This is a genomic window from Parasphingorhabdus sp. (assembly GCF_039968395.1).
Taxonomy (GTDB): domain Bacteria; phylum Pseudomonadota; class Alphaproteobacteria; order Sphingomonadales; family Sphingomonadaceae; genus Parasphingorhabdus.
Genome location: NZ_JBDVPV010000005.1, coordinates 1,013,786 through 1,027,699, shown reverse-complemented (window position 1 = coordinate 1,027,699; position 13,914 = coordinate 1,013,786). Strand labels below are relative to the sequence as shown.

At 52.1% G+C, this 13,914-nt stretch carries 13 protein-coding genes; 7 read left to right on the top strand and 6 right to left on the bottom strand.

What is annotated here, in order from left to right; all coding sequences use genetic code 11:
- Positions 1-48: 48 nt before the first annotated feature.
- The gene (locus tag ABJI30_RS15670) at positions 49-1,950 is read left to right on the top strand and encodes a sensor histidine kinase (protein ID WP_348017622.1); all 1,902 of its coding nucleotides are present in this window, start codon (positions 49-51) and stop codon (positions 1,948-1,950) included.
- 203 nt (positions 1,951-2,153) lie between these two features.
- Here ABJI30_RS15670 and ABJI30_RS15665 read toward each other — a convergent pair whose 3' ends face one another.
- The 3 genes from ABJI30_RS15665 to ABJI30_RS15655 form a co-directional block, all read right to left on the bottom strand.
- Positions 2,154-3,230, bottom strand: a complete 1,077-nt coding sequence (locus tag ABJI30_RS15665) for a glutathione S-transferase family protein (RefSeq protein WP_348017621.1) — start codon at positions 3,228-3,230, stop codon at positions 2,154-2,156.
- A 129-nt stretch (positions 3,231-3,359) separates the two neighbouring features.
- A complete protein-coding gene (locus ABJI30_RS15660; RefSeq protein WP_348017620.1) occupies positions 3,360-4,022 on the bottom strand; it encodes a DUF1579 family protein in 663 nt (220 codons plus the stop codon).
- Positions 4,019-4,849 (bottom strand): hypothetical protein, encoded by an 831-nt coding sequence (locus ABJI30_RS15655; protein ID WP_348017619.1) that lies wholly within the window; start codon positions 4,847-4,849, stop codon positions 4,019-4,021. Before ABJI30_RS15655 ends, ABJI30_RS15660 begins: the two co-directional genes overlap by 4 nt.
- 320 nt (positions 4,850-5,169) lie before the next feature.
- Between ABJI30_RS15655 and ABJI30_RS15650 the strand changes: the two genes are divergently transcribed.
- The 4 genes from ABJI30_RS15650 (at position 5,170) to ABJI30_RS15635 (ending at position 8,331) form a co-directional block, all read left to right on the top strand.
- Entirely contained in the window at positions 5,170-6,054 is an 885-nt protein-coding gene (locus ABJI30_RS15650; protein ID WP_348017618.1) for a LytTR family DNA-binding domain-containing protein, read from the top strand.
- 113 nt (positions 6,055-6,167) lie between these two features.
- Positions 6,168-7,862 carry a long-chain fatty acid--CoA ligase gene (locus tag ABJI30_RS15645; RefSeq protein WP_348017617.1) on the top strand — a complete coding sequence of 565 codons (1,695 nt, stop codon included), beginning with the start codon at positions 6,168-6,170 and terminating at the stop codon, positions 7,860-7,862.
- Between the two features lie 128 nt (positions 7,863-7,990).
- Positions 7,991-8,167 (top strand): hypothetical protein, encoded by a 177-nt coding sequence (locus ABJI30_RS15640; RefSeq protein ID WP_348017616.1) that lies wholly within the window; start codon positions 7,991-7,993, stop codon positions 8,165-8,167.
- Complete coding sequence (locus ABJI30_RS15635) at positions 8,164-8,331, top strand: hypothetical protein (protein WP_348017615.1); 168 nt, start codon at positions 8,164-8,166, stop codon at positions 8,329-8,331. The genes ABJI30_RS15640 and ABJI30_RS15635 overlap by 4 nt, the downstream gene beginning before the upstream one ends.
- Before the next feature lie 22 nt (positions 8,332-8,353).
- Here ABJI30_RS15635 and ABJI30_RS15630 read toward each other — a convergent pair whose 3' ends face one another.
- The gene (locus tag ABJI30_RS15630; protein WP_348017614.1) at positions 8,354-9,742 is read right to left on the bottom strand and encodes an aromatic ring-hydroxylating dioxygenase subunit alpha; all 1,389 of its coding nucleotides are present in this window, start codon (positions 9,740-9,742) and stop codon (positions 8,354-8,356) included.
- The gene (locus tag ABJI30_RS15625; RefSeq protein WP_348025459.1) at positions 9,742-10,272 is read right to left on the bottom strand and encodes a nuclear transport factor 2 family protein; all 531 of its coding nucleotides are present in this window, start codon (positions 10,270-10,272) and stop codon (positions 9,742-9,744) included. The genes ABJI30_RS15630 and ABJI30_RS15625 overlap by 1 nt, the downstream gene beginning before the upstream one ends.
- Before the next feature lie 103 nt (positions 10,273-10,375).
- On the opposite strand from ABJI30_RS15625, the gene ABJI30_RS15620 reads away from it, so the two are divergent.
- On the top strand, positions 10,376-10,909 hold the full coding sequence (locus ABJI30_RS15620) for a nuclear transport factor 2 family protein (protein WP_348017612.1): 534 nt from the start codon (positions 10,376-10,378) through the stop codon (positions 10,907-10,909).
- A gap of 161 nt (positions 10,910-11,070) precedes the next feature.
- Positions 11,071-12,345, top strand: a complete 1,275-nt coding sequence (locus ABJI30_RS15615) for a PAS domain-containing protein (protein WP_348017611.1) — start codon at positions 11,071-11,073, stop codon at positions 12,343-12,345.
- Positions 12,346-12,353: 8 nt separating this feature from the next.
- Here the strand turns inward: ABJI30_RS15615 and ABJI30_RS15610 are convergent, their stop codons facing one another.
- The gene (locus tag ABJI30_RS15610; protein WP_348017610.1) at positions 12,354-13,778 is read right to left on the bottom strand and encodes an aldehyde dehydrogenase family protein; all 1,425 of its coding nucleotides are present in this window, start codon (positions 13,776-13,778) and stop codon (positions 12,354-12,356) included.
- Positions 13,779-13,914: the final 136 nt, after the last annotated feature.

The window sequence follows — 13,914 nt, the reverse complement described above, 5'->3', positions numbered from 1 at the left end:
AGATTGATCTGCCTTGTCTTGTCTTTTCTGCTTGGGGTGACGTCAGCGATGGCTCAAACACTCGAACTGACTGCCACCAATAATGATGTGAACATTGTGGAGCATATGGTGATTGTCGCGGACAGGAATTTTGACCTTAATGACGTCGCTGTACGAAGACAGGCAGAGCAAAATGCGATCAACATTTCGATCCCCAATCAGATCATGCCAGAGACAACGGCTGACGGTGATTGGGGCTATTTGAGGATCGATAATACCACCAACAAGCCGATAAGCCGTGTCTTGGACACCGAGCATTTCACTAACAAAGGTTATGTCATCTATCTTGAGCAAAGCGACGAAATCGAACTGATCTTGGACGCCCAATTGCCTGCTCAACAGATCGAAGACCGCATCCGGCCTGAGCTTATTTTGGCTTCGATTCCAGTGCCGCTCGCCCCGAAAGAAGAGATCAGGCTTTGGGTGCAATTTCAGGATGGGAAGAATGCTGGAGCCACGCCAATTTACCTGCGGGAAGAAGCTGACCTAACCGCGCATCGTGTCAAGAATACCATTGTCAACATAGCCTTTTATGGGGTTGGCCTTACCCTTTTGGTGTTCCTATTGCTTCTGGCTCTTCTGCTGGATTCTAAACCTGCAAGATTTTACCTTGTGTTCCTATTTGCCTCAATCTCTTTGAATTTCCAGCAAGACGGCTACTTCAGCCAATTCTTCTATGCCGGTGATCCCAATTTTCACGCATTGACGCGGTTACTTTGGCAAGTGTTGATGGTGATATCCTACCAACTCTTCATAGTTTCTTTTTTGGATATCAAACGACGCCATCCCCGCCTTCTTATCCTCCCAAGAGCTTTCATTGGTTTAGTAGTTGCCACCGCCGCAGTTTACCCATTTTTGAATGGAACGGAAATTTACCAACTTCTTTTCAATATTGTCGCATGGACCTTTGTCGCCATTAGTGTGGGTGCGGCAATTTTGGCCTTTAAGTCTAGGATTGAAGGTTCCGGTTTTTTCATCCTGGGTGTCGCGATTTTCATTAGCTATCTGTCATACAGTATAGCGAACAAATTTCTGTCAGAGGTCAGCTATGCCTTTGAGGTGGTACGCAACGTAAAGGCGTTGCAATTGCTCGATGCCTCGGTGTTTGCAGCGGCGATGCTTCGTCAGACATTTGCGCTGCGTGATCAACGCGATGACGCTTTGAAAAGCGAGCTTGCCGCTGCGCAAGAAAGCCTGACTGCCACGCGTGCGCAGTTAGAAGCGGAGAAGGACCGAGACCGTGCAAAAGTCTTGGCCGAAAAGCATCGAGAGCGATTGGCGATGGCCAGTCATGATCTTCGCCAGCCGCTTACCAGCCTGCAACTCGCGCTCGAACAGGCGGAGACATCAAGCCCGGATCTCAAGCAAAAACTGGCATCGGGGCTGGATTATCTCAATGCCGTGCTTGGCGATACATTGAAGAGCGCACGCCCTGACGAAGATGGTAGCGATGAACATGCAGCGTCAGGCGATGTAGTGCCGGTACAGGTAGTGTTCGACAATCTCGAACGGATGTTTGGAGCTGAAGCCAAGCGAAACGGACTTGCTCTGATCTTCATCCCCACAAATGTCGCCGTAAAAGCCAACGCGGTCGGACTAATCCGTATGTTATCCAACCTGATATCCAATGCTATAAAATATGCCCATCAAGGCGAGGTTGAAGTCATTTGTGTCGAGCGCGACGGTATTGTGTCAATTGAAGTTCGCGATAATGGCAAGGGTCTGACCAAAAAGGAATTGGCACGTGTTATGAATCCATATGAGCGCAATCAGACCGAAGGCAACGGAGAAGGTCTGGGCCTGCACATTGTCAAGACCATGGCGGAGCAAGCTGATTTAACTTTTGAGGCAAACAGCAATCCCGGCAAAGGAACCGAGTTTCGTTTGGCTGGTTTTGGTGTCTGTTCGTAATGTCTGCCTTCGCGATCCGACCAACTCCTCCGAAATGTCGGATACTGAGGCGCATTTCAGACCGACAACTTCTGCATTCCTAGTGTCCGCTTTTGCGCCCTCAGCGGACACTAGCGTTACGTCCTCAATATCTCCAATACGAATACAGGAACACACAATGAGACAGGTCGGACGTCCGGTTTGGTTCAAACCGTCAGACAATGCTACGGAACCCCGCCCTTGAACACGTTCAGGGCTTTTCCAAAGGGGAGATGATTGTCGCTGTTGAACCCGGATTGTGCCACAGGTTTCGCATTCCACAGGACCTCGGCTTCGCCATGTGGCAACAATGCTTTGACTGATTTTTGCTGATCGGCAGATAGCAAATCAAAACGGCGGCGCAATTCCTCGAGGCACCACACCCGATATTGTGACACGGCGATATCCCGGTAGTCACAGCCTTGCACGGTCATATCAAAGCGTTCTTTATTGTCGGTAAAAGCTTCTGCATTTGCAGTCAGTTGCACCAAGTGCGTTTCACAAATCTCCTTCAATAATGGTGCAGCATCTTCCGGTACTTGCGCAACGAACTCTGGTTGAACTTGATTTTTTGCGCGCCACATCCGGGCCACCCACTCAAAAACTGCAGGTGCCGTGTTGCGCATTATTTCCTGCGGGGTGGGATCCTGGCCATAGTGCCGAAACATCGGGCCCATCATGCCAAAGTCAGCCAGTGACGGCGCGTTGCCAAGAAGAAAAGGTCGGTTCTCCAGCATCGCCGTCAACGCCGCCAATGCATTGTGATAACTCTGCTCGATATGGTGGCGTGTCGTTTCCGTAACACCGTCCCGTTTGACATAGTGATTTACCTGACGGCGAACGATCATCTTGAGTTTGACCCAGCGGGGTAGCTTGATGTGGCCCATAACCTCGTCGGTAAGGACATTGGACGCATGCTGCCGGTCATAGCGATACCACCAGCGATAATACATGGCCGAGCGCCACAGCCACTCGTCGCCATAATCCTCTATGAGATGTGAAATGAAACCCACAACCGGATCTTTTGGCAAGACCGGATTGTCAGGGTGTTCAGTCTCGAGATGCATGATGATCGGAGTGGTGTCAGACATCCACTGCCCGTCATCATCCACAATCGGCATCTGCACGGCACCCACTTTTTCCTTCAGCATTTTGGCTTCGCCATAGGGGGTCGGCAAGGGCGTGTAGGCAATGTTCTTGTATCGCAAATAGGCTTCCAGCTTGCCGGTATAATATGAAATCCGCGAGCCATAGACGATCATAACTTTGCTCCCTCCAAAATATCGAACTGCGCTGATCGCTATCGAATACGTTATAATCGCATTTGTGAATAGCCAAATGGCATGCTGAAAAAATGGGTGGTCAAATCATTATCGTCACGTAATCAGAATTCACCGTTGATCCAGATAGTCCAGCTCTGTTGACGCTGGCCGGGTCAAATCCAATGTCCAGTTGGGTTCCCAGACATGGGTTTCGGGATTTTGATAGGCTTGCTCCCAAAAAGCATGGTTCCTCGAAATCATTTTCCATCGAAAACGCATGTTGAACTTCTGCCCTTGATGAATCTCCGTTCCGTAGAACAGGCCAATTCCGTTTTCAAAGCGGCCGCGCACTTGTTCTGTCAGGTGAGGATATCCCTTGCTCAACCACTGAAAAAGCCACTCATTCTTGTCCGGATCGTAAGTCCGGATCATGATTCCGTGCATGGGCTTTTTGTTGAAAGTTCCGACGGTGTCATTAATTGCCACCAACCCGCCAAGCAGGATGCGATATCGGGTTTCCATGCGGTTTCTGACCCATGTCTTGTCGGGAGACAAACGATCTTTGAGGCTGCGGCTTTCAACCATCCATGTGCCTGACAACCAGTTAAAGTTTTCCATTTCGGGATTGTCTTTAACGACAAATAATTCGGTTCGGGGCGCGACGGTTTCCTGTGCTTGAACAGGGGGAGCGCTGCTTGGGTACAGGACAAATGCAGATGCCACGATCATGACTGACTTTGCGATGCCAAACGTCGCGATCTGTGTGGTCGAACTAGGCTTTTTCTCGGTCATTGCTTGAGCTGCGTGAAGGCGAGCAGATCAGACTGAAATTCACGCTTGCCACCAACATCGCGGATCCGGCGAAAGACAAAAGGAGCCTTGCGCGATACCCAGATATGTTCGGTCATGCCGTTCCAGGTCTTTTTCTCTATCATCCAGCAATCACAACTGAAACCGGACGGCAAGGACAGGTTTTCTTTCCGTAACACCTGATATGAATCATATTCCGACGAGACAAATTCTCCTTTTCGCGGATAGGCTTCTGGCAACTGAAACCTGGTCCCGACTGACATCGGCATTAACGAAGCGAGAGTGGGTGAAAACATCTCGGACACGTAGCCGCCATTGGCAATCGTACCTTGCATCTGTTTCGGCGCGCCTGGCCCGATCGGCGTGCGGGTCCAGCTATAGTTTTTCCCGTTAGATGAACTGACAACAAACTCCTGGCCCCATGCGAAAAAGGGTCCCGAGCCAAATTCAGCCCGATGAGTCTTCAAATCGATCTGGCGCTGCGCGACGATAACATAGTTCGGCATCGGGATTATATCGATCATCGCCAGTTTTTTGCCATCACCAGACTTTCTGACTTGTAGGGTAAACCCTCCGGTTTTGGACGAAGAACTCGTATATACGGCTTGATAGTCGTCGAAGGCTGGTGTGTTGAATCTCTCGTCGCCGGGCTGAATTGTGACCGCATCATCCGATTTGTCTGGCGTCTGTGCCGTTGCCGAAATCTGGCTCAACGAGAGGGTGGCGAGAATTGAACAGGCTAATCCAGTGCAATATCTGGTGCTTCGAACAGCTGTTGTGGTTTTGGTCGGCTTTTCCATTTTCAACATTTCGTGAAATCTCCTGTGCTAACTTCATTGAGATCAGATAGCTTGGAATGCAGGATGACTGGCAAGCCCCAAGGGACCAGCGGTCAATTTATGGTGTTCAGACTGATCATGATTTTGGTAAGCGATATTCGCGAGTTCCATGACTCTGTGCGGTTCCACCGTGGTTGCGAAAGGTTCGGCCAGACTCTGTTGTCGGCCAGGCATTTCGTGACCGGGAATTGCGCGATGTGATCAACGGTTCGAATTAGTATGCTGACGGTGTTGCCCACAGGATCAAAAAATCGGATGATGGCTTCGATTGTCCTCATGAAGCGGTACCCATGACGAAGAAAGTTGATCAACCAACCCTGGCGGCCAACCGCCAAACCGAGATTAAGTCGGGCGGTCAGGTAACTGGTTCTGATATCCGGACGTGGCAGCCCTATTATTGGGCGTTCGCCGGAGTCATCCCATTTATATTCTACGCGTTCGACGCCGCTATGCGAGCTTCCTATCCAGAAACGCAGGCCCCCAACGTCAGTTTGACCGCACAATTATTGATCATGTTTGGTTTTTACGCGATCTGGATGGCCGTACCACGTCTGGTCTGGGAAATAACCACCCGTTCAATTCTGCAAGATGCAGACGATCTGGAAAAACTGTTGGCACGTGTTGCGGTCGCAGGCGGACTTTTGTGCGCGGGTCATCTGCTGATCCTGACTATCATCTTGCGATATTTATATTCTTCACCGGGATGGGGCGTGCGGGAGCTAATTTACTCTTATGGCGAGGTATGTTTGGGCAATGCCGCTATCTGGTTGATGGCTTACGCGGTTGCAGCTGCAATAATCATCTTTCGAATTTTCTCCATATTGCCGAAGGATGAGCAGCAACGCAGATATGAAGTAAGGCAAAATGGCAAGATATGGTCGTTTCCGTTTGATGAAATATTCTGGATCAAGGCGGCAGGGAATTATGCAGAGCTCCACACCGTTCGCGGAGTAATGCTGGTCCGCAAATCGCTCACCCAGATAGTTGCGGAAGTTGCTGGAGGAAGTTTCATCCAGTCTCATCGCAGTGCCTTGATAAACGGCGCGCATGTCGTCGCGATTAAACGGCAAAGCGATGGCAGCGGTTATCTTGTAGAACTCAGCAATGATGAGTTCGCACCTTTAAGCCGCCGAAACCATAGTGATTTTCGTGAGGCGCTGCGCTCTGTCCAATGACTGCGTCGCTGATCCGGGCAGATCAGACCGATCTGCAGTTAACTCCAGAATATGGCGATCATGGCTGACGATCACCATTGTCAGCCCGCACATATTCACTTACATGAATGTCAATGACCGATACCCCCGAAACACAGCCGCCATCCGATTCCGTTCCGATATGGAAATCGCGCTATAATCATCCGACCGAGTGGGATCAGTTTTATGCTCCGCTTTCCATGCCCGGTATGTTCTTTCGTTCCGCCGGCCGCCGCGGCGAGGGGAACTTACTCGATTTCATGGGGCGGAAATACAGCTATGCCGAAGTCGCGGCAGGCGTGGTTCGCGTGGCGAGGGGATTGCAAGACCTTGGAGTGAAGAAGGGGGATCGGGTTGGTCTGTTTCTTCCGAATGTACCGCATTATGTGACGGCATATTATGGGGCGATGGCGATCGGAGCGACGGTGGTGAACTTCTCCCCGCTCTATACCGTCGAAGAGTTAAATCATCAGGTCGAGGATAGCGGCACGAAAATCCTTTTCACCATGTCGGCTACAGCCCTTTTCCCAACGGCATATGAAGTTCTCCAGCAATCCAGTCTGGAGCGCCTGATCGTGGGCAGTGTCGCCGGTGCGCTTCCGGCCGGGAAAGCCTTGTTTTACAGATTGTTTCGCCGGAAAGAAAATACGCCGCAACCTGAAGATGACCGGATTACACCCTTTGCGGATCTGACAAATAATGACGGCAAATATATTGTCCCCAATATTCACCCTGAAAAAGACATTGCCTTGTTGCAATATACCGGCGGCACGACCGGGACCCCCAAGGGCGCGATGCTCAGTCACCAGAACCTTAGTGCCAATGCCCGCCAGATTAATGGTATCGATCCCTATATTGACGATGAAGACCGACTGATGGGCGTCCTGCCTTTCTTCCATGTCTTTGCCAACAGCGCCGTGCTCAACCGAACCGTGGAACGGGGCGGGGAGATCGTCATGCTGCCGCGATTCGATGCGAAGCAGACACTGAAGGCCATTACCCGGAACAAGATTACTGCCATGCCGGGCGTTCCGACCATGTATCAGGCGCTGCTCGATCATCCGGATATCGACAAGGCAAATTTCTCCTCGTTGAAAGTCTGCGTGTCCGGTGGCGCACCGTTGCCGCTGGAACTGAAAAAGAAATTTGAAGCGAAGACTGGTGCCAAGCTGGTCGAAGGCTACGGGCTGACAGAGAGCAGCGGTGTTGTCAGTGCCAATCCTTATGCCGGTTTGAATAAGTCCGGTACGATTGGTCAGCCGGTTCCCGGTACGATCGTCAAGCTTGTCGACAAGGAAGATCCCACCTTGCAGGTCCCGGAAGGTGAGCCCGGTGAACTGATATTTTCAGGCCCGCAGGTCATGCAGGGATACTGGAACATGCCTGATCAGGATGAGCAGGTTTTTATTGACGGCTTTCTGCGGACCGGCGACGTCGCAGAGATTGACGAAGATGGTTACATAAAGATCGTTGACCGGCTGAAAGACATGATCGCGGTGGGCGGTTTCAAAGTGTTCCCGAGTCAGGTCGAGGCTGTTCTGTACACGCATGAAGCAGTTAAGGAGGCGCTGGTTATCGGTGTTCCCGACGATTATCGCGGGGAAAGTCCAAAGGCCTATGTCGCGCTGGAACAAGATGGTCAGGTGACGGGCGAGGCACTGAAAGACTGGCTCAATCCACAGCTCGGCAAGCATGAACGGGTTGTGGATGTTGTGGTCCGCGATACTCTGCCCAAGACGATGATCGGAAAACTGGATCGCAAAGCGCTCCGGGCCGAGGAGCTGGACTGATCGCGACCGGGAACGGTGTCCATTCACCGAACAGCGCCGGAATAGCGCTAAAATACATATGAACTGCAAGTCCTGCTTGTGAAGCGGTGATATTATCCGGTTGATTTAGTGTCAGTCCGGAAATCCATGTGAACACATCACCCCAATCCAGATCACCCCAATCCAAATCAGTCCAGCCGCCGTTGCATTCTGCACTTCGCCGCGAAGCAGATGATGCCATGCGTCAACGGCTGTTCTCGCGCGTGCTTGTGTCGCTCTACTTCCTGCTTGTTCTCGTCATGATCTATGGTGTCCGCCTGCCATGATGGATGGCCGGATTTCGTCTGGCGTCCCACAGGATTCCGAAGCTGGACGAAGCCGGATTGTGGAACGAAAATACAAGCTGCGGACACGGATGTTGATTATTGTGAGCCTGACGCTCCTGTTGTGGCTGGTGCTTATCGGCATCGTTGCGGCAATCGCGTTCTAGCAGGTCATCAACTAGCAGGTCATCAAGACGCCGCCTTGTCCGAAGATTTCAAATATTCGTCCAGCGTCAGATGCATCTGGCGAATCCGTGCTTCCTGATAGTTACCCAGAGACTGTGCTCCCTTTCTGGACGCCTTTGCACCGGTGCGCTGCATTTTCAGATTGTCGGTATCCTGATCGAGAATCTCGGCCAGTGCGAAATCCGGGATCTGTGTGTAGCTGTCATCTACTCCCAACCGGATCGGTCTGGCGGGTGCAGGATGCGGTTCGCCTTCGGGAACCGGTTGCAAGACGAGGATTTCGTGGAGGCAATGATCGACATCAATCGGCCGAAAGCGATAGCAAAGACGGATATTGATTCCGGGGAAGAAAAATGCATTGGGAAACAGAAAATACTCAATGCTGTCGAGCATCTCACTCGTCGATTTTCCGGAGAGATCGACACCGAATTTTTCGCTATATTCTTCACGCAACAGCTGGGCGTGCGCCGCCCGGGCAGATGCACCTGCCGGTAATGTTCCGGGATCGCGTCCCAGCTTGCCAAATATCTCTTGCGGATCGACATCGCGCTGCACATGCGGACTGGGGACGCCGATCGCATGCATGAAGCGACTGACATTCTTGCCGAATATGTCATATTGCGCGTTTGCATCCGCTGCGGTCAGCACCGCCTGACTGTGGGTTTCCAGAACATGAAAAGCCTCGAGAAAGGCTTCCATCGCCATTTTCCAGTTGGCCGGCAAAATTTTTTCCGTGTGCAATGCGACATGGCGGTCATCCATTGACCACAGTTTGAAATGGTCGGGGATGACTTCCAGATAGTCGGCAAGCGGTGCGGCATCGGGATCCATATTGATAAAGACAAAGCCGCCCCAGATATCGCACTGGATTTCGGTCAGCCGAAAATTGTTCTCATCCAGATGCGGAAAATCCCAGCGGCAGGGAATTTCGTTGAGGGAGCCGTCCAGGTTAAACGCCATGCCGTGAAACGGGCATCGGATGGTCTTGCGACGCACGCCGGTGCTGCCCGTATCCGCAAATTGCATGCCGCGATGCGGGCAGGAATTGATGAACGCACGGATGTTTTCATCTTCGCCACGAACCACCAAAATGGACCAGTCACAAATGTCGTAGACATAGCGATCTCCCGGGCCGGGGATATGTTCTTCGCGGCACGCCCATTGCCAGACCCGGTTCCACATGTGATTGGTTTCTGACTGCGCAAAATCATCGCTGATGTAGCGGTCAAAGGGAATATCCTCGTCGCCAATAAACTCAAATTGCTGAACCCGCAAAGCGTCGGGCACCTGATCCTGATCCGCGTTGATAATGTCTTGAAATGAAGGCCCCGGACAGCGGGCCTCTCCGGGAGCGAGGGCGGGGTCAGACGGTGCGGTTAGTTTGTTGGCCATCAGCTTGCTGGGCGCTTCATTGCATCACGTTGATAGAGAGAGTCATCCGGTTTGCGTTCGCCCCAGATGTTTCCTGAACCGGCCAGAAATGCGTCAGCTGCCGGATCGTCGCGGGCCCAGTCCACGACTTCGCTGCGATAGGCAAATTTCCAGATTCCAGCCCGTTTCTGATAGCGGTCGACGTACCTCCCGGCGATTACAACATCGCGCTCTTCACCTTCTTCCCCGACAATGCGGTGATAAGCCTGAAAATAGACCTCGCCATATGCCTGATCACCGTCAATTTCGACCAGGTTTTGGCCGATGATGTGATGATTGCGAACATGGCTGGACAGCGCTTCCATGCAGAAATCTGCAAAGCCATCCGCACCTCCTGTGTAAATGCCATAATCCATCCAGGCATCATCCCAGAATTGGGCACGGAGCAAGTCTCGATCAAGTCGATCCAGACCCCGCATGTATCTTGCGGGAAGTTCCATGATTGCGAGCTTGTCCAGCGCCTGTTGTGTCAAATCTTCTGTCGCTTCCATTTCCGGCACCCGCTCCCTGCCAATTCCAATCATGGTACAGGACAGAAATATCCGGTAAATTGCCCAATTAGTTAGCGCAATAAGCGCGCAATGGAGACTGGTGATGGTGGGCAATTTTGGAGAGGTTCCGCAAAACGCACAGCTGGCAGATGAAAGCGCGATCAAACAGATACTCGCTTTGCACTGCCGGGCGGTAGATCGCGCAGAGGAAGCTGCGCTCAAATATTGTTACTGGCCTGAAGCCACGGTTTCATACAGTGCGGAACCCGTCGCGGCGCATGACTTCGCCGCATCATTATTATCTGCGATCAAGCAATATGCCGCGACGCAGCACATGATCGGCAACGTCCTGATCGAATTTGATGACCCCGCTATGCGTTCGACGGCCAGAGTGGAAACCTACCTGACGGCATATCATTTTCTTGCTGATGGAAATGAGTGCGACAGCGAGATGACATATCTGGGGCGCTATCTGGACTGGTTCGAAAAGCGGGGAGATGTCTGGAAAATACTGAAACGGGTACCCGTGATGAGCTGGAGTCAGAACGTGCCGGCAAGCCACAATGATGCGCATACCGCTTTATCCGCATTGACGCGTGCATCCCGATATCCAGATGACATAGTTTATACAAGATAATGCTCTTAAGTTGATTATAAATAAGACAAAATAGATTGTGAAATCCAAAATATTTCGTTTCTCCCTCAAGCAATCAGTCAAATGAATTCAAACGCATCGCTCCATCATTTTACTCTTGATTACAATGATGTCAGTTATTTGCTATTGTGTATCCGGGGTTCATGTTGCAGGACGACCCGGATTTCACGGATCTGACGCACGACAATTTCCTGCTAATGATCGGCGATAACCAGCCAACGGGTACGCCCGGTGAGATCTGTCTAGGAGACCGAAACGTGGCACAGGCTGGCAGCGGAAAATCATCTGAAGATAATGCCGTTCAGGAGCACCCTTGGTATGGTGGAATTGAATTTCGTACTCTGGCTGAATCAATTCCGGCGCTTGTTTTTGTCAGTGATGCCAATGGTTCCAACATATACTGCAACGTCCAGTTTCAAAGATATACCGGTATGCGGCCGGAAGAAATGCTCGGCGACGGCTGGCTGAACGCACTGCATCCTGATGATCGTGAGCGAGCTGCAGAAACCTGGCTGGAAAGCTGGTCCGAGGGGTCAGCATATGACACCCGTTACCGGTTCCGCAGTGCAGATGGCACGTTCCGCTGGCATCTTGTTCGAGGATTGCCCGTCCGCGATGCCCAGGGCGACATAGTCCGGTGGATAGGGTCATGCACCGATGTCGAAGATCTGATTGCGCATATCAGCATCAAGTCTCAATCGGAATCCATTCTCGAAGCACTGGGTAGCGCTTCTGACCTCGTTGTTTACGCCAAAGATGCCGAGGGCAGGTTCATTTACAGCAATGCGGCAGGTTATTCGGCTATCGGCCGAAAACCGGAAGAAGTAACTGGCAAGATGGCGCGCGATCTGACTGCAGAATCCGCGGAAGCCGCGGTCATTCAAGTACATGATGAAGAGGTTCTTGCAGCTCGAAAGAGCATGACTTTCGAAGAAAACTGGACGATGCCGGGTGCGGAGACCAAGTGTTTCCGATCGACAAAAGTCCCGTTGCCATTGCCTGATGGGTCTGTTGGTATCGCCGCGCTTAGTGTCGAAATTACGGATGCAGAGGCGCTGCAGTCAGACCATGCCGAAATGCAGGATCATTTGCGGCAGCGTATCGACAGCCTGCCGAATATTACATGGGTTGCAGATGCCTCCGGCGCTTTGACCGAAGTCAATCAGGCCTGGCATGATCATAGCGGTCTGATCGCGTCCATGGGAATGGATTTCAAGGACCTGATTGCAGAGGAATCAGCAGACGAGTTTTTCCATCACTGGTCGTTTTGCGTCGAAATCGGCGAGATGCTGGATATCATCATCAAAGTGCGGGATGCCATTGGCGGCGCTCCTGTCGAGCGCCGCGCAATCGCAATTCCCATGGAACGCCTGATTTCGGGTGAAACCCGGCGCGTCTGGTATGGAAACTTCTCGTAAAAGCAGCCTTAGCCGGGCAATCCGGTGACTGACTTTACTTCCATGAAATCCTTCAGGCCATAAATCCCGCCTTCGCGGCCGTTGCCCGATTGTTTGTAACCACCAAATGGCGCACCCGGTGCCGGACCCCAGTTATTGATGATCACCATCCCGGCTTTCAGTTGAGGCGCAACCTTTGCAGCCTCGGACGGATCACCCGAAATGACCGCGGAGAGACCATATTCGGTGTCATTGGCAATCTCTATCGCCTGATCAAGATTATCATAGCTCATCAGCGTAACCACCGGACCAAAAGTTTCTTCTTTCGCGATGCGCATGTTCGGGGTGACGCCGCTGAACACCGTTGGCTTGACATAATAGCCGCGATTGACATTGGAGGGCAGATCGGTTCCCCCGGTCTCGAGTGTCGCACCTTCATCAATTGCAGACTGGATGAGGTCCTGAATCTTGCTGTGCTGCGTCTTGTTGACAACAGGACCGATGTGCTGGCCTTCTTCCAGGGGATCTCCCACGGTCTGGGCTTCGACAATGCTTTTTACGACATTCACGGCATCGGCAGTTTGTTCATTCTGCACAAGCACCCGGGTTGGTGCGATACAGCTTTGTCCTGAATTGAGCATGACACCGCCGATAGTGGCAGGCAGAACTTCCTCCAGATCTGCACCGGGCAGAACCAGATTGGGCGATTTTCCGCCCAATTCCTGATGCACGCGTTTTACCGTATCCGCTGCGGCTTTTGCGACCAGAATGCCGGCACGTGTAGATCCGGTGAAGCTGACCATGTCCACATCCGGATGCGCTGAAATGGCTGCACCCACGGTCGGACCATCTCCTTGAACCAGATTGAACACGCCCGCTGGCACGCCTGCTGCATCCATTACCTCAGCCAGGATTGCTGCGCTGCCCGGGCATTCTTCCGATGGTTTCAGAACCATGGTGTTACCGGCAGCAAGGGCAGGGGCGACCTTGAGCGCAATCTGGTTGAGTGGCCAATTCCAGGGCGTGATCATTCCGACGACGCCAATGGGCTCGTAGACAATAGTGTTGGGGCCTTGCTGCTCGGAAAACGTGAAATCTTTCAGCGCTTCCATTGTTCCCATGAATCCGCCCAGTCCGGAAGGTGCCTGCATGGCATTGCCCAGGCTGACCGGTGCGCCCATTTCAACTGCAAGTGAACTGGCGATATCGGGTATCCGCTTTTGATATTCCTCAACCACACGACCCATGAGTGCGAGCCGCTCTTCGCGAGATGTCTGGCTATAGCTCTTGAACGCTTCCTTTGCCGCTGCAACGGCGGTGTCCACATCCGCTTTTGATCCCAGAACAATACTGGTGCCTGGCTCTTCGGTCGCCGGATTGATGACCCGATGCGGCGTACCACCATCTGAATCGACCCATTGACCGTTGATGTAATTCTGTTCGTAGCTGTCCATGTTATCTCTCCTGTTCGAACTTGCGAACCAACGGTCCGCCAATCAGTGAACCGCCTTGTCGTGCGACGGTTTATCCCCGTTTGAAGCAATTCGGCCGGATGGTCGACTGATAATATAATGACTGCCGGAAAGAATG